At 70.5% G+C, this 19,929-nt stretch carries 18 protein-coding genes; 7 read left to right on the forward strand and 11 right to left on the reverse strand.

The genetic code is table 11. The features are described from left to right. The first annotated feature begins 99 nt into the window (after positions 1–99). The gene (locus AB0B86_RS19470) at positions 100–1,509 is read left to right on the forward strand and encodes a sensor domain-containing diguanylate cyclase (RefSeq protein ID WP_357403851.1); all 1,410 of its coding nucleotides are present in this window, start codon (positions 100–102) and stop codon (positions 1,507–1,509) included. A 124-nt stretch (positions 1,510–1,633) separates the two neighbouring features. On the opposite strand, the gene AB0B86_RS19475 is transcribed toward AB0B86_RS19470, so the two are convergent. Both AB0B86_RS19475 and AB0B86_RS19480 read right to left on the reverse strand, forming a co-directional pair. Further along, a complete protein-coding gene (locus AB0B86_RS19475; protein ID WP_357418869.1) occupies positions 1,634–2,695 on the reverse strand; it encodes an aspartate-semialdehyde dehydrogenase in 1,062 nt (353 codons plus the stop codon). A gap of 5 nt (positions 2,696–2,700) precedes the next feature. Next, positions 2,701–3,966, reverse strand: coding sequence for an aspartate kinase (locus AB0B86_RS19480; protein ID WP_357403847.1), 1,266 nt, complete (start codon positions 3,964–3,966; stop codon positions 2,701–2,703). 258 nt (positions 3,967–4,224) lie between these two features. Here AB0B86_RS19480 and AB0B86_RS19485 point away from each other — a divergent pair, with 258 nt between their 5' ends. Then, positions 4,225–5,013, forward strand: coding sequence for a hypothetical protein (locus AB0B86_RS19485; protein WP_357403845.1), 789 nt, complete (start codon positions 4,225–4,227; stop codon positions 5,011–5,013). Between the two features lie 84 nt (positions 5,014–5,097). Continuing rightward, the gene (locus AB0B86_RS19490; protein WP_357403843.1) at positions 5,098–5,628 is read left to right on the forward strand and encodes a nitroreductase family protein; all 531 of its coding nucleotides are present in this window, start codon (positions 5,098–5,100) and stop codon (positions 5,626–5,628) included. On the opposite strand, the gene AB0B86_RS19495 is transcribed toward AB0B86_RS19490, so the two are convergent. Continuing rightward, positions 5,629–6,615 carry an ArsR family transcriptional regulator gene (locus AB0B86_RS19495; protein WP_357403841.1) on the reverse strand — a complete coding sequence of 329 codons (987 nt, stop codon included), beginning with the start codon at positions 6,613–6,615 and terminating at the stop codon, positions 5,629–5,631. Positions 6,616–6,695: 80 nt separating this feature from the next. Between AB0B86_RS19495 and AB0B86_RS19500 the strand changes: the two genes are divergently transcribed. After that, positions 6,696–7,967, forward strand: coding sequence for an MFS transporter (locus tag AB0B86_RS19500; RefSeq protein ID WP_357403839.1), 1,272 nt, complete (start codon positions 6,696–6,698; stop codon positions 7,965–7,967). A gap of 238 nt (positions 7,968–8,205) precedes the next feature. Next, positions 8,206–9,957: a 2-isopropylmalate synthase gene (gene leuA, locus AB0B86_RS19505; protein WP_357403837.1), complete on the forward strand. Its 1,752-nt coding sequence runs from the start codon at positions 8,206–8,208 to the stop codon at positions 9,955–9,957. Positions 9,958–10,016: 59 nt separating this feature from the next. On the opposite strand, the gene AB0B86_RS19510 is transcribed toward leuA, so the two are convergent. Continuing rightward, positions 10,017–11,510 (reverse strand): MFS transporter, encoded by a 1,494-nt coding sequence (locus AB0B86_RS19510; RefSeq protein ID WP_357403835.1) that lies wholly within the window; start codon positions 11,508–11,510, stop codon positions 10,017–10,019. Positions 11,511–11,617: 107 nt separating this feature from the next. Between AB0B86_RS19510 and AB0B86_RS19515 the strand changes: the two genes are divergently transcribed. Together AB0B86_RS19515 and AB0B86_RS19520 are read left to right on the forward strand one after the other, a co-directional pair. Next, on the forward strand, positions 11,618–12,259 hold the full coding sequence (locus AB0B86_RS19515; protein WP_357403833.1) for an HNH endonuclease family protein: 642 nt from the start codon (positions 11,618–11,620) through the stop codon (positions 12,257–12,259). Beyond that, positions 12,256–12,642: a hypothetical protein gene (locus AB0B86_RS19520; protein ID WP_357403831.1), complete on the forward strand. Its 387-nt coding sequence runs from the start codon at positions 12,256–12,258 to the stop codon at positions 12,640–12,642. The genes AB0B86_RS19515 and AB0B86_RS19520 overlap by 4 nt, the downstream gene beginning before the upstream one ends. Before the next feature lie 61 nt (positions 12,643–12,703). Here AB0B86_RS19520 and AB0B86_RS19525 read toward each other — a convergent pair whose 3' ends face one another. The 7 genes from AB0B86_RS19525 to AB0B86_RS19555 form a co-directional block, all read right to left on the reverse strand. After that, on the reverse strand, positions 12,704–13,804 hold the full coding sequence (locus AB0B86_RS19525) for an oligopeptide/dipeptide ABC transporter ATP-binding protein (RefSeq protein WP_357403830.1): 1,101 nt from the start codon (positions 13,802–13,804) through the stop codon (positions 12,704–12,706). Further along, positions 13,801–14,787: an ABC transporter ATP-binding protein gene (locus AB0B86_RS19530; RefSeq protein ID WP_357403828.1), complete on the reverse strand. Its 987-nt coding sequence runs from the start codon at positions 14,785–14,787 to the stop codon at positions 13,801–13,803. Before AB0B86_RS19530 ends, AB0B86_RS19525 begins: the two co-directional genes overlap by 4 nt. 52 nt (positions 14,788–14,839) lie before the next feature. Next, a complete protein-coding gene (locus tag AB0B86_RS19535; RefSeq protein WP_357418895.1) occupies positions 14,840–15,853 on the reverse strand; it encodes an ABC transporter permease in 1,014 nt (337 codons plus the stop codon). Then, the gene (locus AB0B86_RS19540; RefSeq protein ID WP_357403824.1) at positions 15,850–16,857 is read right to left on the reverse strand and encodes an ABC transporter permease; all 1,008 of its coding nucleotides are present in this window, start codon (positions 16,855–16,857) and stop codon (positions 15,850–15,852) included. Before AB0B86_RS19540 ends, AB0B86_RS19535 begins: the two co-directional genes overlap by 4 nt. 97 nt (positions 16,858–16,954) lie before the next feature. Next, on the reverse strand, positions 16,955–18,628 hold the full coding sequence (locus AB0B86_RS19545) for an ABC transporter substrate-binding protein (protein WP_357403822.1): 1,674 nt from the start codon (positions 18,626–18,628) through the stop codon (positions 16,955–16,957). 246 nt (positions 18,629–18,874) lie between these two features. Further along, complete coding sequence (recR, locus tag AB0B86_RS19550; RefSeq protein WP_179781356.1) at positions 18,875–19,468, reverse strand: recombination mediator RecR; 594 nt, start codon at positions 19,466–19,468, stop codon at positions 18,875–18,877. Positions 19,469–19,476: 8 nt separating this feature from the next. Then, entirely contained in the window at positions 19,477–19,785 is a 309-nt protein-coding gene (locus AB0B86_RS19555) for a YbaB/EbfC family nucleoid-associated protein (protein ID WP_238433593.1), read from the reverse strand. Positions 19,786–19,929: the final 144 nt, after the last annotated feature.

A 19,929-nucleotide genomic window follows, 5' to 3' on the forward strand; every position in this document is an offset into this window, starting at 1 on the left:
AGCACGTGTGTACGAACCTGGGGTTCCCGCCACCGTGGGTACGCTTGATCGCGCGGCTCGGCGCCGGCCGACCCCTCCCCTACCTGGAACGACGTGCGAGTGGATCATCAGCGAGTCAGCCGTGACGTCAGCGCGCGCCTGCCGATGGCGTCGAACGTGCCGGAGGCCTGTCGATGGACGGTCACCGCACTGTCCCGCCACACCAGCGCGACGATCTCCGTGCTGCTCGCGGTCCACGACCGGCTGCGCTGCGTCGCCGCGACCGGGGCCTGGCAGATCTTCGCGACAGTGCCGGCGCGCACCGGCATCGTCGGACGGGTGTACGCCACCGGCACCTCCGCCGTCGTCCCGGACGTCACCGTCGACCCGGACTACCTTCCGGTACGCCCGGACGTGATCGCCGAACTGTGCGTACCGGTGCTGGACCCGACGGGCCGGGCCATCGGCGTGCTGGACCTGCAGTGGAGTGAGCCCGCCGACCTGGAGCTGTGGCGGGAGACGACCCAGCGGCTGGCCGACCGGCTCGGCGCGCGGATCGCCGCACTCGGCGGCCCACCCGAGGAGAGCCGCAGCGAGAAGTTGCTCCGGCACACCGCCGCCCTCTCCGCCGCACTCACCGAGGGAGAGCTGATGGGCGCGGCGGCCCGCGCCGCCCGGGAGGTCTCCACCCTCTCCACCGCGCTGCTCCTGATCGCCGGCCAGCTCGGTCCACCAGCGGCGACACCGGGCGACCTGGAATCCCGCATCCGCGCCGAGCTGACCGAGGCTGGCCCGGCGGCCCTGGCCCGGATGGTCGACCGGGCACACCGCTACGGCGCCGGGTACACGCTGGGCGAGGCGGGGCACCCCCCGACCGAGGACTACCGGCCGCTGACCCGCGCCGGGGTGCACACGTTGGTCGCCGTCCCGGTCGGGTCACCGGAGGCCGGCGGGGTGCTGCTGGTCGCCGACGAACGCGCCCTGCGCCCCGACCCGACCACCGTCAGCCTGATGGAACTGCTCGCCGGGCAGGCCTGGACCAACCTGGACCGGCTCCGCACGCTGGCCCGACTACGGGAGCAGGCCAGCTCCGACCCGCTCACCGGCCTGCGGCACACCGGCCCGTTCGGGCAACGGATCGCGGCGGCCACCCCGGGGCGTACGGCCCTGCTGGCGATCGACGTGGACGGCTTCAAGACCGTCAACGACACGTACGGCCACCAGGCCGGCGACCGGGTGCTTGTCGGGTTGGCCCGCGCGCTGGAGGAGGCGCTTCGGCACGGCGACGAGCTGTACCGGATCGGCGGCGACGAGTTCGTCGCGGTGATCGAGGTGAGTCGCCCCGAGGAGGCGGTCCGGATCGCCGAACGGCTGACCGAGGCGGCCCGGCGCATCGGCCGCACAATCAGCGTGGGGGTCGCGCTCCCGCACCCCGGCGAGTCCCCCGACCGCACCCTGAGAAGAGCCGACCAGGCCCTCTACGCGGTGAAACGCCAAGGCCGGGACGGCGTGCACCTCTCCGCCGCCTAACCCCCCACCGCCCCGTCGATCATGGAGTTGTGGCGAGGACGTTTGCCTCTCCCGCGGCCAAAGCGCCCACCACAAGTCCATGATCGACGCGGCCGCGGCCGCGGCCGCGGCCGCGGCGGGGCGGTCAGGGGTTGCGGAGCTCCTTGGCGAGCAACTCGGCGATCTGGGCGGTGTTGAGGGCCGCGCCCTTGCGGAGGTTGTCGCCGGTGACGAAGAAGTCGAGGGCGCGCGGGTCGTCGAGGGCGCGACGGATCCGGCCTACCCAGGACGGGTCGGTGCCGACCGCGTCGATCGGCATCGGGAACTCACCGGCGTCCGGGTCGTCGACCACGATCACGCCGGGTGCGTTGCGGAGTGCCTCGCGGGCGCCCTCGGCATCCACCTCGGTGCCGAAGACCGCGTGCACGGCCACCGAGTGGCCGGTCACCACGGGCACGCGCACGCAGGTGGCGGAGACCTTGAGGTCGGGCAGGCCGAGGATCTTCCGCGACTCGTTGCGGATCTTCATCTCCTCCGACGACCAGCCGTCGTCGGCCGCCGAGCCCGCCCACGGCACCACGTTGAGCGCCAGCGGCGCCGGGAAGGGACCGAGGTCCTCGCCGACCGCCTGGCGGACGTCGCCGGTGCGCGAGCCGAGCGCGCGATCCCCGGCGACCTTGGTGAGCTGGTCGTGCAGGATGTCGACGCCGGCCTGGCCGGCTCCGGAGACCGCCTGGTAGGAGGCGAGCACCAGCTCCCGCAGGCCGTACTCGCGGTGCAGGGGGGCCACCACCACGATCATCGCGAGGGTGGTGCAGTTGGCGTTCGCGATGATGCCCCGGGGCCGGTCGCGGACCTGCTCGGGGTTGATCTCCGGAACGACGAGCGGGACGTCCCGGTCCATCCGGAACGCGCCGGAGTTGTCGACGGCGATCGCGCCGCGGGCGACGGCGATCGGCGCCCACTCGGCGGAGACCTCGTCGGGCACGTCGAACATCGCCACGTCGACGCCGTCGAACGCCTCCGGGGTCAGCGCCTGGACGACGACGTCCTCGCCTCGGCAGCGCACCCGCTTGCCGACCGAGCGTTCGGAGGCGATCAGCCGGATCTCACCCCAGACGTTGCGCCGTCCGGTGAGCAGCTCACACATCACGGTGCCGACGGCACCTGTCGCTCCGACCACGGCGAGGGTGGGCAGCGCCGCCATCGGCGCTACCTACCTGTCCCCGCGTAGACAACGGCTTCGGTATCGCCGCCCAACTCGAACGCGTCGTGGATGGCGCGGACGGCGGCGTCGAGGTCGGTGTCCCGGCAGACCACGGAGACCCGGATCTCGGAGGTGGAGATCATCTCGATGTTGACCCCGGCAGCGCCGAGCGCGGCGAAGAAGCCGGCTGCCACCCCGGGGTGCGAGCGCATGCCGGCACCGATCAGCGAGACCTTGCCGACGTGGTCGTCGTAGAGCAGGCCCTTGAACTTGACCGGCTCCTGGATCTTGCTGAGCGCGGCCATCGCGGTCGGGCCGTCGGCCTTGGGCAGGGTGAACGAGATGTCCGTCCGGCCGGTGCCCTCGGTGGAGACGTTCTGCACGATCATGTCGATGTTGATCTCGGCGCCGGCGACGGTGTCGAAGATCCGCGCGGCGGCACCCGGCTCGTCGGGCACCCCGACGATCGTGATCTTGGCCTCGCTGCGGTCGTGCGCGACCCCGGTGATCAGTGCCTGCTCCACGGAAAGGTCCTCCATCGATCCGGTGACCATCGTGCCGGTGTTGGTCGAGTATGACGAACGGACGTGGATCGGCAACCCCGCCCGACGGGCGTACTCCACGCTACGCAGGTGCAGCACCTTCGCGCCGCAGGCGGCCAGCTCCAGCGTCTCCTCGTAGGTGATGTTCCGGATGTGCCGGGCGTTGGGCACGATCCGCGGGTCGGCGGTGAAGATGCCGTCCACGTCGGTGTAGATCTCGCAGACGTCGGCGTGCAGGGCGGCGGCGAGCGCCACGGCGGTGGTGTCCGAACCACCCCGGCCCAGCGTCGTGACGTCCTTGGTGTCCTGCGAGACCCCCTGGAAGCCGGCGACGATGACCACCGACCCCTCGTCGAGCGCGCCCTTGAGCCGCCCGGGGGTGACGTCGATGATCCGCGCGCGGCCGTGCACCGAGGTGGTGATCACACCGGCCTGCGAGCCGGTGAACGAGCGGGCTTCGTACCCCAGGTTGTGGATGGCCATGGCGAGCAACGCCATGGAGATCCGCTCCCCGGCGGTGAGCAGCATGTCCAGCTCGCGACCCGGCGGCAGCGGGCTGACCTGGTTGGCCAGGTCCAGCAGCTCGTCGGTGGTGTCCCCCATCGCGGAGACCACCACCACCACGTCGTCGCCGGCCTTGCGGGCGGCGACGATGCGCTCGGCCACCCGCTTGATCCGCTCGGCGTTGGCGACGGAGGACCCGCCGTACTTCTGCACCACGAGTGCCACGACGGTGCACTCCCTCCCAGCGACCCTGAGCGTGCCGACGCCGCCGGAACCGGGGCCGGCGGCGCGTGTCAGTCCCCCTGAGGGTATCCGGCGGGTAACGACGCCGGGTCAGGTGATCCCACCATCCGGCCCGCGCGGAGCGACCGGACCGCTCCCACCAGCCCCCGGGGGTACGCGGTGACGGCCGGTCCGACACGCCGGAACAGCCCATTACGTGCCGGCGACCACCAAACAGTCCGCACCCACCAGAATGGGCCGGTGTCCGTCCTCACCCGCCCGGCCGTCCGCGTGCTCGGGCCGCTCCTGTTCGCCCTGCCAGCACTCCTGGTCGCCTGCACCGATGCGCAGCCGCCGACGCCGCCGCCCGCCGACCCGGGACCGGTCGCGGTGGACGCCGCGCGGGACGAGTTGGCCGCCCTGGCCGCGGCGGCCCAGGATCGCCACCTGACGGCCCAGTACGTCTACGGCCAAGCCGGTCAACCGGCTCGCACCATCACGTTCACCAGCGCGAACGACGGCAGCTGGCGGGTGGACGTGCCGGGTGGCGCGTTGGGCGGCACTGCCGACATCTCACTGGTCGCCACGAACGACGGGCTGTTCCAGTGCGCCCTGCCGTCGGCCGGGCGACCGGAGTCGGCGAGCTGCGTACGCCTCGGTGAGCGCGACGACGCGATCCCTCGCCGATCGGACCCCCGGGTCCAGCATCCGCTCACCGACTGGCTGGACGTGCTCACCGACCGGCGCGCGGCGCTCGCGGTGGCTCCCGCCAGCCCACCCGAGGGCCTGACCGGCACCTGTTACTCGGTGGACTCCACCTCTGCGTCGCTGAACGCCCCGGTCGACGTGGGCATCTACTGCTACGAGCGGGACGGCACGCCGACCGGGGTGCGGACCGGAGCGGGGACACTGCGGCTGGCCACACCGCCCGGCCCGGCACCGGCCACCGTGCAGTTGGCCGGCCCGGTGGTGGTCGACCGGGACCCGCTCGACACCGCAGCGCCACCGTCTCCTGATCCAACGGACAGCCCGAGCGCGGGAACGCCCTGATCTTCATACCGTTACGGGTGCGTTTGCCCACATTTAGCGAACCCAGCCTGAGTGGCGAATCGCCCATACAGGACGATTCCCCTCATGGTTGACCTGACTCCGCTGCTCGCCTTCCGCTGGAGCCCTCGGGCCTTCGACCCGTGCGCCGAACTGACCCCGGACGAGGCGGCCTCGCTGCTGGAGGCGGCGCGCTGGGCACCGTCGACGGACAACGGGCAGCCCTGGCGGTTCGCCCTCGGCCACCGGGACGACGAGAACTGGAAGCGGATCATGATCAGCCTCCCGGGCGACGACCAGTGCTGGGCCCGGCACGCCGCGACCCTGGTGGTCGGCGCGCACACCGGCGACGACGCCGAGCGGGCCGCGTACGACCTGGGTCAGGCGATAGCCCACCTGACGGTGCAGGCCACCGCGCTCGGCCTGCACGTGCGCCAGCTCACCCGCTTCGACCAGGCCGGCCTCGCCACCGAACTCGACCTGCCCGGCGGGGTCCGTCCGCTTGTGGTCGCTGCCGTCGGCCAGCTCGGAGACCCGTTCACCCTGCCGGCCGATCTGCGCGCCCGGGAGACCGGCCTGCGCCGCCGCCGCCCGCTCGCCGACCTGCTGCTCGCCTAATCACCCACCTCGGCTGGCCCGGACCAGGACCCTCGCGGCGTCGGTGTTGCGGTAGAGAACGTGCCGACCCTGCCGGGTCCGGGAGGTCAGGCCGGCGGCGTGCAGCGCGGCCAGGTGCTGGGAGACGTTCCCCGCGGACATCCCGGTGAGTCGGGCCAGGTGGGTGGTCGTCGACGCCGTGTCGAGCAACTGCAGCAGCGCGGCGCGGCCGGGGCCGACCACCCGGGCCAGCGCGTCGCCGGGCGGTGGCGCGGCCGTCTCCCAGAGCGTTCCGATCGCCCGGACCGGGTACGCGCCGGCCGGCAGCGAATCCTCCAGCAGGTTCCACAGCACGTGCTGCTCGGTGAACACCGTCGGGTTCAGCGCCAGCCCCCGACCGCGGAGGTCGAAGTCCCGCTCGAACGTGTCGTCACTGATCACCCTGTCGCCGTGCCAGTGCAGGCTCGGGTGGAGCTGCTCGAAGAACCGACCAGCGCCGCTCTCGGCGAGCTGCGCGGCCCGGTACGCCACATCGGCGTCGAGCAGCGCCCGCATCCGCGGCCAGTCCGGGGCGATCGCCTCGTCGTACCAGACCCGCACCGCCTCGACGACCTGCGGCAGCAGCCCGCCGGGGTCGGCGAGCAGCGCCCGCCCGAACGGGCTCAGCGGTTTTTGCCAGGTGGTCGACAGCAGGTCTTGGACCACCACGGCTGGCGGTGTGGCGGCGATCTGGTCGAGCTGCTCGGCCATCTCCACGTTCGGTCGGGCAGCCGGGGTGAGGAAGTCGGGCAGCCAACGACCCGGCGCGGCCAACCCCACCAGAGGTCGGACCCGCTCGGCGACCTCGGGGCGGCGCAGGGTCACCCGGGCGCGGTCGATCCAGGGCAGGTGCACCGCGTAGCGGACCGGGTTGGCCATCGCCCACATGCTCATGACCGTCTCGTTGACCGGTGACACGGCGAGCCGGACGCCCGCCACGTCGGCCAGGCTGAACCGCAACTCGGACACGCGCCCTCCCCCGGGAGCAGGATTCGATCCAGCCTAAAAGGCTCGACCGATGTCGTGGGGGCCCGGTTCACTTGCCGGCCATGGGGGCCAGAGACACCATCCGTACCGCTGTGGCAAACGTCGTACCGCCCGCCGGGTTGACCCGTGCGCTGGCCGTGCAGGCCATGGTCTACGCCGTCGGCAGCGGCCTGTTCCACGCCGGCAGCGCCGTCTTCTTCACCCGGGCGCTGGGGCTCAGCGCCGCCCAGGTCGGGCTGGGCCTGTCCATCGCGGCAGGGGTGTCGCTGCTCGGCACGGTGCCGCTGGGCGGGCTCACCGACCGGTACGGGCCGCAGCGGGTCTGGATCGTCGGGCTGGTGCTGGACGCGGCGCTGTTCGCGTCGTATCCGTTCGTGGGCGGCTTCGCGAGCTTCCTCGCCGTGGTGGTGGCGCTCGCGGCCGTGGACGCGTCGACAGGCGTGGCCCGGCAGGTCTACTCGATCAACGCGCTCCCGCCGGCCGAACGGGTCACGGCGATGGCGTACCAGCGGTCGTCGTTGAACGTCGGCTTCGGGCTGGGCGCGGTGATCAGCGGCGTGGTGCTGACGGTGGACACGATCGAGGCGTACCGGGGGATGGTCTGGTTCATCGCGACGGTGATCCTGGTGACGGCCCTCTTCGTACGACGACTGCCCCGGCTGCCGCAGGTGGCCCGGGCGGTGGAGCCGATGAGTCGGCTCGCCGTACTGCGGGACCGGCCGTTCATGGCGGTGTCCCTGCTGTCCGGGTTGCTCACCGCGCACGGGGTGCTCTACCTGACGGTCCTGCCGCTGTGGATCCTCACCCACACCGACGCACCGAAGACGGTGATCGCCGCCCTGGTGCTGCTCAACACTGTCCTGATCGTGCTGCTCCAGGTACGCGTGAGCCGGGGCGCGGACACCGCCGCGGGAGCGGCACGGGCCTCCCGCCGTGGTGGCCTGCTGATCGCCGTGTCCTGTCTGGTCCTGCCGATCTCCGGGGTCACCCGGGGCCCGCTCACCGTCGTGGTGCTGGTGGCCGCCGCGACGCTGCTGATCCTGGCCGAACTGATCCAGTCGGCGGGCGCCTGGGGGCTCACCGCCACCCTGCCGCCGGCCGGCCAACGCGGCGCGTACGTGGGGGCGTTCCGGCTCGGCGAGCAGGTGCAGTACCTGATCGCCCCGGCCGGGTTGACCGCGCTCGGCGTGACCACCGGCGGCTGGGGTTGGTTACCGACGGCAGCGATCTTCGTGCTGGTCGCAGTGGCGATCGTGCCTGCGGTGGCCTGGGCCGAACGGACGCCGAGGCTGGGCGTCGAGGTCCCGGAGCCGGCCATGACTCCGGTCCCATAGTCCGGACCGGCCTTCCCACCCCCCGTTCCATCACGTAGGGTGACTTGGTCATGTGGCGGGCGCTTCTCCTTCTTAGCCGCCGCGACGAGGCCTGATCGGCCGGCACCTCGTCGCGGAGTCGCATCGCGCCGTCCAGCACATCCGATTTTTCCTCTCGGCACCGCCGCGCATCGTCGCGCGACCGCTCGCCGAAACCTTCCGATCTGCTGACGCCACATGTTCCAGGGAGCACTCTGAGATGGCTCAACCTGTCACCGAAGCCGATACCGATCCGATCGCGCGGCAACGCCCGAGCCGGATGCCGTACCACCGCTACCAGCCGTACCGGGAGCAGTTCCGGATCGACCTGCCGGATCGCACCTGGCCCACCCGTACCGTCGAGGCCGCTCCGCGCTGGTGCGCTGTGGATCTCCGGGACGGCAACCAGGCGCTGATCGACCCGATGTCGCCCGAGCGCAAGCGGCGGATGTTCCAGCTGCTGGTGCAGATGGGCTACAAGGAGATCGAGGTCGGCTTCCCGTCGGCCAGTCAGACCGACTTCGACTTCGTCCGGCAGCTCATCGAGCAGGACATGATTCCGGAGGACGTCACGATCCAGGTGCTCACCCAGTGCCGGGAGCACCTGATCGATCGGACGTTCGAGTCGCTGCGCGGCGCCAAGCGGGCCATCGTGCACTTCTACAACTCGACCTCCACCCTCCAGCGCCGGGTGGTCTTCGGGCTGGACAAGGACGGCATCGCCGACATCGCCACGACCGGTGCGCGGCTCTGCCAGAAGTACGCGGAGATCCACACCCCGGACACCGAGATCTTCTACGAGTACTCGCCGGAGTCGTACACGGGCACCGAGCTGGAGTACGCGCTTGAGGTCTGCTCCCGGGTCATCGACGTGATCGACCCGACGCCCGACCGCCCGCTGATCATCAACCTGCCGGCCACCGTCGAGATGGCCACCCCCAACGTGTACGCCGACTCGATCGAGTGGATGCACAGGCACCTGCCGCGCCGCGACAGCGTGATCCTGAGCCTGCACCCGCACAACGACCGGGGCACCGGGGTGGCCGCCGCCGAGCTGGGCCTGCTGGCGGGTGCCGACCGCATCGAGGGTTGCCTGTTCGGCAACGGCGAGCGCACCGGCAACGTCGACCTGGTGACGCTGGGGCTCAACCTCTTCTCCCAGGGCATCGACCCGATGATCGACTTCTCGAACATCGACGAGATCCGGCGCGCCGTCGAATACTGCAACCAACTGCCTGTGCACGAGCGCCACCCGTACGCGGGCGACCTGGTCTACACCGCCTTCTCCGGCTCCCACCAGGACGCCATCAAGAAGGGCTTCGACGCCCTCGCCGCCGACGCCAAGGCCGCCGGGGTGCCGATGGACGAGCACACCTGGGCCGTGCCGTACCTGCCGATCGACCCCAAGGACCTGGGCCGCACCTACGAGGCGGTCATCCGGGTCAACTCGCAGTCCGGCAAGGGTGGCATCGCGTACATCATGAAGAGCGAGCACCAACTGGACCTGCCGCGCCGGCTCCAGATCGAGTTCTCCGGGGTGGTGCAGCACGTCACCGATCACGACGGCGGCGAGGTCGACCCGGCCGCCATGTGGGAGATCTTCGCGACGCACTACCTGCTCGACCACCAGCCCGACCCGGCGGTCCGGCTGAGCAGCTACACGATCGGCACCGCGGACGGCAAGGTCGAGATCGAGGCCCAGGTCGTCACGGCCACCGAGCGGCACTCGCTCACCGCGATCGGCAACGGCCCGATCGACGCGTACGTCAACGCGCTCCAGTCGGTAGGGGTGGGCGTACGGGTGCTCGACTACCACGAGCACGCGCTCTCCTCCGGTGGGGACGCGCAGGCCGCCGCGTACGTGGAGTGCGAGGTCGACGGTCGGACGGTGTGGGGTGTCGGCACCGACGCCAACATCGTCACCGCCTCGATCAAGGCCGTCACCAGCGCCGTCAACCGCGCCCGCAGCTGAGTGTGAAGGAAGGACCCCTGATCAACTTTCCACCTTGACCAGGGGCCCTTCCTTGCCCGCTAGCGCGGGGGCGTGGCGGCGGGTAGCGAATGGCAGGGCTGCGACGGTGGGGCCGCGCGGGGCGGCCGGCGCACCAGCACGAGCGCCAGCACGGCCCCGGCCAGCAACAATCCCGCACACCAGGCCAGCGCGCCCCGGAATGCGTCGGTCAGCTCGGCCTGCTGCGCGTAGCCGCTGCCGGAGAGGCCGACAAGTAGCGGCAACGCGGCCACGGCGAGCAGACCGCCGGCCCGGGACGCGGCGTTGTTGAAGCCGCTCGCCACCCCGGAGAACCGGTCCTGCACGGCGGCCAGTACCGACGCGGTGAGCGGTGCCACCACCAAGGTCAGCCCGATGCCGAAGAGCAGCACCCCGGGCAGCACGTCGGTCCAGTACGACGCGCCCGGTGCGACGCCGCGCAGCAGCAGCAGACCGACCGCGGCGAGCACCGGCCCGACGGTCAGCGGCAGGCGCGGGCCGATCCGCGCCGCGAGCGCTCCGGCGCGGGCCGACCCGGCCAGCAGCAGCAGGGTCATCGGCAACAACGCGATGCCGGTGCGGAAGGCCGACCACCCGACCACGTTCTGCAGGTAGACGGCGAAGAAGAAGGTGAAGCCGCCGAGCGCCGCGTAGACGACCACTGTGAAGATGTTCAGCACCGAGAAGAGTCGGCTGCTGAACAGCCCGGTGGGCAGCATCGCGGCGTCGCCACGCCGCCGTTCGAGCAGCACGAATGTCACAGCGGACAGCACCCCGACCAGCGCCGCGATCAGCACCGGGGCCGAGTCGAAGCCCCGCGCGGGCGCGTCGATCAGGGCGTACGTGACGCCGGCCAGCGCGAGCGCGCCGAGCAGTGCGCCGCCGATGTCGAACCGCCGTCGGGTCCGACCCGGCCCGGCGGTCCGCGAGGCGCTCTCGTCCCGGCTCTCCGGCACCCAACGCGTCGCGGCCAGCACCACGAGCACGGCGATCGGTAGGTTGAGGAAAAAGATCCAGCGCCAGGACAGCGCGTCGATAAGCCAGCCCCCGATGAACGGGCCCAGCGCGGTGGACACCCCGGACAGTCCGGCCCAGGCGCCGATGGCCCGACCTCGGTCGTCCGGGTGGAAGCTGGCCTGGAGCACGGAGAGCGATCCGGGGGTGAGCAGGGCACCGCCGGCGCCCTGGAGGAACCGGGCGGCGATCAGCCAACCGGTGTCCTGGGCCAGCCCGCACAGCACCGAGGCGGCGGTGAACCAGATCACCCCGATGAGGAAGATCCGTCGGCGGCCGAAGCGGTCCCCGAGCGCGCCGCCGAGCAGCACGAACGCCGCCAGCATCAGCAGGTAGCCGTTGACAGTCCACTGGAGATCGGCGACGTTCGCGCCGAGATCCTGCCCGAGCTTCGGCAGCGCCACGTTGACGACGGTGCTGTCGAGGAAGACCATGCCAGAGGCGAGTACGGCGGCGAGCAGCGTGCCCCGGCCGGCGGTGGTGCCCATCCGTAGTGTGCGTGCCGGCGCGGGAGTGGTCATCCCACCAATCTGCCTTGCATCATGTGGGAGACGCCACGAATCGCCGAAACCATTCCCGGGTACTGTGCGCAATCGCCGGGAGACCGCAAGCTGGAGAGGTGTCGTCTGTGCGTACCAGATCAGGACCCCGAGCGGCGGCGACCGCGCTCGCCGCGACGCTGGCGCTCGGCGTGGCCGGTTGCGTCCCGCCGGACGAGCCGGTTACGCCTCCGCCGTCGAGTGACGGCGGCAACGCGGCAGAGCAGCTGAGCCAGCTCACCGTGGCCGCCGCCGGCTCGATGAAGGGCTACAGCCGGGACCGCTTTCCGCACTGGCGGAACACTGGCAAGAACTGCGACGTGCGGGACAGCATCCTCCAGCGCGACGGCAAGGACGTGAAGCTCTCCGGCTGCAACGTGGTCGGTGGGCGTTGGGAGAGTGTGTACGACGGTCGCAGCTTCTCCGATCCCTCCGACGTGGACATCGACCACATGGTGCCGTTGGCGAACGCGTGGCGCTCGGGTGCCGACGAGTGGGACGACGCGAAGCGGGGTGATTTCGCGAATGACACCACCCGGCCGCAACTCTTTGCGGTTTCCGCGTCCTCCAATCGGGCAAAGGGTGACCAGGACCCGTCCCAGTGGAAGCCGGCAAACCGGTCGTACTGGTGCAAATACGCTCAGGACTGGGTGACGGTCAAGCACTACTGGCGGCTGACGGTGACAAGCGCCGAGAAGGCCACCCTGACCGACATGTTGGAGGGCTGTTGAGTGGGGAGCGAGACGTGACCGCCGCCGGGCAGGACGGCCCGGCCGCCGCCGGCATGACCGCGGACGGTGCCGCCGAGACTCCCGCCGCGGTGCCGGGCGCCGGCATGGTCGCGGATTCGGGCGGCGCGGCCGGCCCGCAGAGCCGCACCACCGACATCGTGCCCGGCCCCGGCGGCGTGATGACCGACGAGGTGGGCGTCGTCACCGGTGACCTGACGCTGCGCACCGAGTACGCGGACGGCAAGGTCACCCTGCGGGTGCAGTACAAGGACGCCGACGAGTGGTATGCGGTGACCGGCACGACTGTCGCGCTCGCCGACCCGGCCGGGTTGGACGCGGTACACGGCGTCGCTGTGGGGTTGCTGCACCGCCCGGAGGGCTGAGGCACCCGGAGCACGTACCGGCCACAGGGGCCGTCCGGCAGCGGACGGCCCCTGTGCGGCGTCACGGGGTGGGGATCAGCTCGCCCGGCGGGTCGACCGGGCCGGTGCCCTCGCTCGGGCGGACCAGCTCCACCTCGACCTCGTGCGGCCGGATCCGGCCGGCGGCGATGTCCTCGGCGAAGTGGCAGGCCACCCGGTGTCCGCCGACCACGTCCCGTAGCTCCGGGCGTTCGTCCGAACAGCGGGTCGGCTGCGCCCACGGGCACCGGGTGTGGAACCGGCAGCCCGACGGCGGGTTGCTCGGCGACGGCAGGTCGCCGGCGAGCAGGATCCGCTCGCGGCGGTCCTCGACGACCGGGTCGGGCACCGGCACCGCGGACATCAGCGCCCGGGTGTACGGGTGCATCGGCTCGCGGTACAGGTCGTCGCTGGACGCCTCCTCGACCAGACCGCCGAGGTACATCACGCCCACCGTGTCGGCGATGTGCCGGACCACAGCCAGGTCGTGCGCGATGATCAGGTACGTCAGACCGCGCTCGTTCTGGAGGTCTTCGAGGAGGTTGAGCACCTGCGCCTGGATCGACACGTCCAGTGCGGAGACCGGCTCGTCGGCGACGATCAGGTCCGGGTTGAGCACCAGGGCCCGGGCGATGCCGATGCGCTGGCGCTGACCGCCGGAGAACTCGTGCGGGTACTTGCTGAGGGCGGACGCGGGCAGACCCACCGCCTCCAGCGTCTCGCGCAGTCGCCGGTCCGTCTCGGCCTTGTCGGCAGCCAGCCCGTGCGCCTTCAGGCCCTCCACGAGCAGCGACTCCACCGACTGTCGAGGGTCGAGACTGGAGAGCGGATCCTGGAAGATCATCTGCATCCGGCGGCGGGCCTGCCGCATCGCCTCGCCCTTGAGCGCGCGGACGTCGGTGCCGTCGAAGACGATCTCGCCCTCGGTCGGCTCGACGAGGCGCAGCAGGCCACGACCGAGCGTCGACTTGCCGCAGCCCGACTCGCCGACCAGGCCGTACGTCTCACCCTTGCGGATGCTCAGCGACACCCCGTCCACCGCGTAGACGTACCCGATGGTGCGGTCGAAGAGCAGGCCGCTCTTGATCGGGAAGTGGACCTTGACGTCGCGCAGCTCGATCAGCGCAGTGGTCTCGTCGGTCATCGGACCGCCACCTCCTCGGGGACGGGGTTGTTGCAGCGGAGGTCGCCGCCGGTGGCGGTGGGTTCGAGCGGCGGCGGCCCTTCGAGGCACGCGTCCACGACGTTGTCGCAGCGCGGCGCGAAGGCGCACCCCTCGGCCCACGGGATGTTGTCGGCTACCGAACCGCGGATCGCGTGCAGTCGCTCTCCGCGCGGGGAGTCCAGCCGGGGCACCGAGTTGAGCAGCCCGTGGGTGTACGGGTGCCGAGCGTGCGCGAACAACTCGTGCCGCCGCGCCCGCTCGATCACCTTGCCGCCGTAGAGCACGTTGACCGTGTCGCAGAGTCCGGCCACCACCCCCAGATCGTGCGTGATCATGATCAGGGCCGTGCCGGTCTCGTCCACCAACTGCTTGAGCAGGGTGAGGATCTGCGCCTGGATCGTCACGTCGAGCGCGGTGGTCGGCTCGTCGGCGATCAGCAGCCGGGGCTTGCAGGCCAGCGCGATGGCGATCAGGGCGCGCTGGCGCATGCCGCCGGAGATCTGGTGCGGGTACTCGCTGAGTCGCCGCTGCGGGTCGGGGATGCCGACGGCGTCGAGCAGCTCTCGTGCCTCCCGCAGCGCCTGCTTGCGGTCCCGGCCCTGGTGGCGTTCCAGCACCTCGGCCACCTGCACGCCGATCGGGATGACCGGGTTCAGCGACGACAGCGGGTCCTGGAAGATCATGCCGATGTCCCGGCCGCGCCGGTCACGCATGTCCCCCGGTCGCAGCTTCAGCAGGTCGGCGCCGTCGAACAGCACCTCTCCACTGACCTTGTTGCCGCGCTTGGGCAGCAGGCCCATGATGGCCAGGCTGGTCACGCTCTTGCCGCAGCCGGACTCGCCGACCAGGCCGACGGTCTGCCCCGGCTCCACCGTGAAGCTGACCTTGTCGACGGCGTTGAAGGGTCGCTCGCCGCGCCGCTGGAACACGACGCTCAGGTCACGTACGTCGAGCAGGCTCATCGGGTCACTTCCTCACTGCTGTGGTTCATCGCTCGCGATGCGCACACGGCGGTCACCGCCGGTTCTTCGGGTCGATGGCCTCGCGCATCGCCTCACCGAACAGGGTGAAGCCGAGCGCCACCACGATGATCGCCAACGCCGGGTAGTAGGCCAGTTCGGGGCGTACCTCGAAGTAGCGCACGCCGGCGTCGCCGAGCATCGCGCCCCACTCGGCCCGGTCCCGATCGGGGTCGCCGAGGCCGAGGAACGACAGCGACGCGGCCTCGATGATCGCGACGGAGAGCGTCAGCGTCGCCTGCACGATCACCGCGGTCATGGCGTTGGGCAGCATGTGCCGCAGCACGATGTTGCGCTGCTTGACGCCCAGCGCTCGCGCGGCCAGCACGTGATCGCTCTCCCGCTGGGCGAGCATCGAGCCGCGCAGCAGCCGGGCGAAGATCGGCACGTTGACGATGGCCACCGCCATGATGACCGTCCACTGGCTCGACTTGCTGGCCAGGGCGACCAGGGTGATCGCCAGCAGCAGGGCGGGCAGGGCCAGCATCACGTCGGTGATACGCATGAGGATGTTGTCCACCCAACCGCCGACAGCGCCGGCGATCGCGCCCAACAGCACGCCGATGGCGAGCCCGATGAGGGTGGCGAGGACACCGACGAAGAGTGTCTGCCGGCTGCCGTAGACCAGGCGGGACAGCAGGTCCCGGCCCAGCTCGTCGGAACCGAGGGGGAAGCCGTCCATGGGCCCGGCGATGTTGTTCGGGGTGAGCTGGTCAGTCAGCGCGTCGAAGCGCTGCACCGGGTCGTGCGGGGCGATCAACGGCGCGAAGATCGCCACCAACACGAAGAGCGCGATGAGGGTGGCGCCCACGATGGCCGCCGGGTTGCGGCGCAGCCGACGGAACGCGTCGCGGAGGAGGCTGACGCCGCCCGGGGCGGCGGTCGACTGGGCCAACTCGTCCAGGCGAGCCTTCTTACGGTCACTGAGGCGGTTCCGGCCCGCGCCGGACGCCTGCTCCTTGCCGCTGCGGGGAGCCGGGGCGCCGGCCTGCGTGGTTGGTTCGGTCATCGCACACGCACCCTCGGGTCGATGAAGGCGTAGGAGAGGTCCACCAGCAGATTGACCACCACGAAGACCAGTGCGGACAGCAGGATCAGCGCCTGGAGGATCGGGTAGTCGCGGCTGCCCGTGATCGAGTCGGTGATCAGCGTGCCGAGACCACCCCAGTTGTAGACCTTCTCGGTGAGGACCGCGCCGGACAGCAGCGCGCCGGTCTGGAGGCCGATGGTGGTGACCACCGGCAGGAGCGCGTTGCGCAGGATGTGCCGGCCCCGGACCGTACGGTTCCGCAGGCCCTTGGCCTCGGCCGTGCGTACGTAGTCCTCGTTGAGCACGTCCAGCACGCTGGCGCGGGTCATCCGGACGATGACCGCCAGCGGGATCGTGGCGAGCGTGAACGCCGGGAGGATCAGGTGCCAGAGCGCGTCGGCGGTGGCGTCGAACTCCCGGGTGAGCAGGCTGTCCAGGACGAAGAAGCCGGTGATGTTGGTGTTGTCCAACCCGATGCCGACCCGGCCGGACGGCGGGAACCAGTGAATGTTCTGGGTGAAGACGTCCTTGAGCAGGTAGCCCAGGAAGAAGATCGGGATCGAGACGCCGAGCAGCGTGCCCACCACCGTCAGGTGGTCGAGGAGCCGGCCGCGCCAGCGGGCGGCGAGATAACCCAGTGGGACGCCCAGCCCGACCGCGATGAGCATCGCCGCGAGGGCGAGCTCCACGGTGGCCGGGAAGGCCCGGCTGATCACTTCGGTGACGGGATCGCCGGTTCGGATCGAGTTGCCCAGGTCACCGGTGAGGATCCGCTGCATGAACTTGCCGTACTGCACGAGGATCGGCTGGTCGTAACCGAGCGCCTTGGTCAGCAGAGCACGGGTCTCGGGGGTCGCCCGTTCACCGAGCAGCGCGTCGACCGGGCCACCGGGCAGGTTCCGCAACCAGACGAAGATCAGCGCTGACAGTGCTATCAGCGTCACCACCAGCTGTAGCAGGCGGCGGACTATCACTCGCAACATCTCTCACACACCAGACTTTCGATAGTCGCGGAATCGGCCCGGGCGGGGGAAACCCCCAACCCGGGCCGATTCCGCCTACGGCGTCAGCCGATTGACGTCACTTCTTGACGCTGACGGTGTTGAACCGCTCGTCAGTCAGCGGGCTGGCCTTCAGGCCCTCGACGTCCTTGGTGACGACGATCGCCGGCGGCGCGTGCCAGACCGGCACGGCCGGCAGCCACTTGGCGGCGATGTCCCGGTTGACCTGCTCCCAGGCGGCCTTCTTGCCGGCGTCGTCGACGGTGCCGTCGGCCTTGGCGATCGCGTCGAACATCTCGGTCATGGCCTGGTCGCCGAACTCGGCCTTGCCCCGGCCGAAGAACGTGCCGACGAAGTTGCCCGGGTCGTTGTAGTCACCCGTCCAGCCGAGGATGTGCAGGTCCTGCTTGCCGAACGTCTGCACGTCGTCCTTGAAGCCGCCGTTCCACGGGCGAGGCACACCGTTGACCTTGATGCCGACGGCCTGGAGGTCGTTGGCGAGGATGGTGAAGATCTCCTGCGGGTTCGGCATGTACGGCCGGGTGACGTCCGGCGGGTAGTAGAAGTTCAGCGTCAGACCCTCGGCGCCGGCCTCCTTGAGGAGCTGCTTGGCCTTGTCCGGGTTGTACTCGTACTTCTGCACGTCCGGGGCGTAGCCGAGCACGGTGTCCGGCATGAACTCGTCGGCGACCTTCGCGCCGGCCGGGCCCTTGGTCTGCGCGAGCTGCTGGCGGTTGAGCGCGTAGGCGATCGCCTGCCGCACCCGCAGGTCCTTCAGCTTCGGGTTCTTCTGGTTGATGCCCAGGTAGAGGATGTTGAACGCCGGGCGGGCGACGACCTGGAAGCCCTCGTCGGAGAGCGCCTTGGTGTCGGCCGGGGCCGGGAAGTCGATGCCCTGGACGGTACCGGCGCGCAGCTCCTGCTTGCGGGTGTTCTCGTCCTTGATGATCTTGATGATCATCTTGTCGACCTTGGCCTTCTCACCGAAGTAGTCCGGGTTCCGGTTGAGGGTGATCTCGCCCTTGGTCTTGTCCCAGCCACCGAAGGTGAACGGGCCGGTGCCGACCGGGTGCTCGTTGGCGAACGCGCTGTACGCGAACGAGTCGCCGTTCTGCTTCACCGTGTTGGCGTCGTACTTCTTCAGCGCCTCGGGGCTCGCGATCGAGAGCGAGGTGAGCGCGAAGGCACCCGGGAAGGCACCCTTGTACTTCTTGAGCGAGAGGACGGCGGTGCCCTCGTCCTTGGCCTCGCACTTGTCGTAGATCGACTCGCTGGCGCCCTCGGCCTCGTTCTTCGCGAAGCCACCGAAGACGTCCATGTAATAGATCATGTTCGCCTGGGCCGCGGCGCCCTGCATGTTGTACCAGCGGTCGAAGTTGTAGCAGACCGCCGCCGCGTTGAAGGGGGTGCCGTCGTGGAACTTCACGCCCTGCCGCAGCTTGAAGGTCCAGACCTTGCCCGCCGGATCGTGCTCCCAGCTCTCCGCCAGGCCGCCGGTCAGATCAGCCGTACCCGGCTTGTGGCTCACCAGCGTGTCGAACATCTGCCGGACCGGCCGAAACGACTCACCGTCGTCGTTGAAGATCGGATCGAAGTTCTTCGGGTCACCGGCACCCGCGAAGATGAAGGTGCCGCCAGTCTTGGCCTCGCCACTGTCGCCGTCGCGCTCGCTCTCCGCGCAGCCGGCCGCGCCGACCGCCAGGGCGGCAACGGCCGCGATGGCCACGGCCGTTTTAAGCCTTCTCGCCTGCATCTCTCACCTCTGTCATGCGCATGACCACGCCGAGCTGTGGCTCGGTCCGTGTGCGGGAGGCTATGACATGTCACACGCGCAGCGGAACGGGCGTTAGGCAATCGCTACCAAGCCGACACCTTGCGCAGACGTCTGACAGTCGACGGCAAGGCGAACACATCGAGCGACACATCGATCCGTGCCCGGGCCGGACACCGGAACGGGGGCGGCACCGTCGACAACGGCACCACCTCCGCGCGGTACGACTCAGACGGCCCGGCGGCCCTCGAAGGCCCGGCCGAGGGTGATCTCGTCGGCGTACTCCAGGTCGCCGCCGACCGGCAGACCGCTGGCCAGCCGGGTCACCGCGATCCCCATCGGCTTCACCATCAGCGCCAGATAGGTGGCTGTCGCCTCGCCCTCGGTGTTCGGGTCGGTGGCCAGGATCAACTCCCGTACCCCGCCACCACCGAGGCGGATCAGCAACTCCCGGATGCGCAGATTGTCCGGACCGATCCCCTCCAGCGGATTGATCGCGCCACCCAGCACGTGGTAGCGACCGCGGAACTCACCGGTCCGCTCGATGGCCACCACGTCCTTGGGCTCCTCCACCACGCACAGCACCTCGTCGGTGCGGCGCGGGTCGCGGCAGATCCGGCACTGCTCAGACTCGGCCACGTTGTAGCAGGTGGTGCAGAACCGCACCAACTCCTTGACCTTGCGCAGTGCGCCGGCCAACCGGTTGACGTCGGCAGGATCCGCCGACAGGACGTGGAACGCGATCCGCTGAGCGCTCTTCGGACCCACGCCCGGCAACCGGCCCAACTCGTCGATCAGGTCCTGGATGGCACCTTCGTACATCTGCCGGCTCAGAAACCGGGCAGGCCGAGGCCGCCCATGCCACCGGCGACCGGGCCCATCTTGCGCTCGGTCAGCTCCCGGGCCGCCTCGGCGGCGTTGTGCACCGCCGCGACGACCAGATCCTCAAGCGTCTCCACGTCGTCCGGGTCGACGGCCTTCGGGTCGATCTTGATGGCCTTGAGCTCACCAGCGCCGGAGACGGTCGCGGTGACCAGCCCACCGCCGGCGGTGCCGGTCAGCTCGGCCTCGGCCAACTCGGCCTGAGCGGCGGCGATCTGCTGCTGCATCTTCTGCGCCTGCTTCAGCATCTGCTGCATGTTCGGCTGTCCACCTGGGCGCACGGATGGCTCCTTCTCGCACTCGTCTGCTCGGCCGCCGCCCAGCCTATCCGCTGGGACCGACCACACCCCGCCCGGGAACACCGTCCACCCCGTCGAAACACCTGCCCGGTACGGCTACCA

It is taken from the genome of Micromonospora sp. NPDC049047 (genome assembly GCF_040649135.1).
Lineage (GTDB): Bacteria > Actinomycetota > Actinomycetes > Mycobacteriales > Micromonosporaceae > Micromonospora.

Bases quoted from the DNA above. Each gene is read 5' to 3' on its own strand.
- AB0B86_RS19475 (WP_357418869.1), bottom strand. From the start codon at position 2,695: ATGGCGGCGCTGCCCACCCTCGCCGTGGTCGGAGCGACAGGTGCCGTC.
- AB0B86_RS19490 (WP_357403843.1), top strand. From the start codon at position 5,098: ATGGTTGACCTGACTCCGCTGCTCGCCTTCCGCTGGAGCCCTCGGGCC.
- AB0B86_RS19500 (WP_357403839.1), top strand. From the start codon at position 6,696: ATGGGGGCCAGAGACACCATCCGTACCGCTGTGGCAAACGTCGTACCG.
- leuA (WP_357403837.1), top strand. From the start codon at position 8,206: ATGGCTCAACCTGTCACCGAAGCCGATACCGATCCGATCGCGCGGCAA.
- AB0B86_RS19510 (WP_357403835.1), bottom strand. From the start codon at position 11,510: ATGACCACTCCCGCGCCGGCACGCACACTACGGATGGGCACCACCGCC.
- AB0B86_RS19525 (WP_357403830.1), bottom strand. From the start codon at position 13,804: ATGACCGACGAGACCACTGCGCTGATCGAGCTGCGCGACGTCAAGGTC.
- AB0B86_RS19530 (WP_357403828.1), bottom strand. From the start codon at position 14,787: ATGAGCCTGCTCGACGTACGTGACCTGAGCGTCGTGTTCCAGCGGCGC.
- AB0B86_RS19535 (WP_357418895.1), bottom strand. From the start codon at position 15,853: ATGACCGAACCAACCACGCAGGCCGGCGCCCCGGCTCCCCGCAGCGGC.
- AB0B86_RS19540 (WP_357403824.1), bottom strand. From the start codon at position 16,857: ATGTTGCGAGTGATAGTCCGCCGCCTGCTACAGCTGGTGGTGACGCTG.
- AB0B86_RS19545 (WP_357403822.1), bottom strand. From the start codon at position 18,628: ATGCAGGCGAGAAGGCTTAAAACGGCCGTGGCCATCGCGGCCGTTGCC.
- recR (WP_179781356.1), bottom strand. From the start codon at position 19,468: ATGTACGAAGGTGCCATCCAGGACCTGATCGACGAGTTGGGCCGGTTG.
- AB0B86_RS19555 (WP_238433593.1), bottom strand. From the start codon at position 19,785: ATGCAGCAGATGCTGAAGCAGGCGCAGAAGATGCAGCAGCAGATCGCC.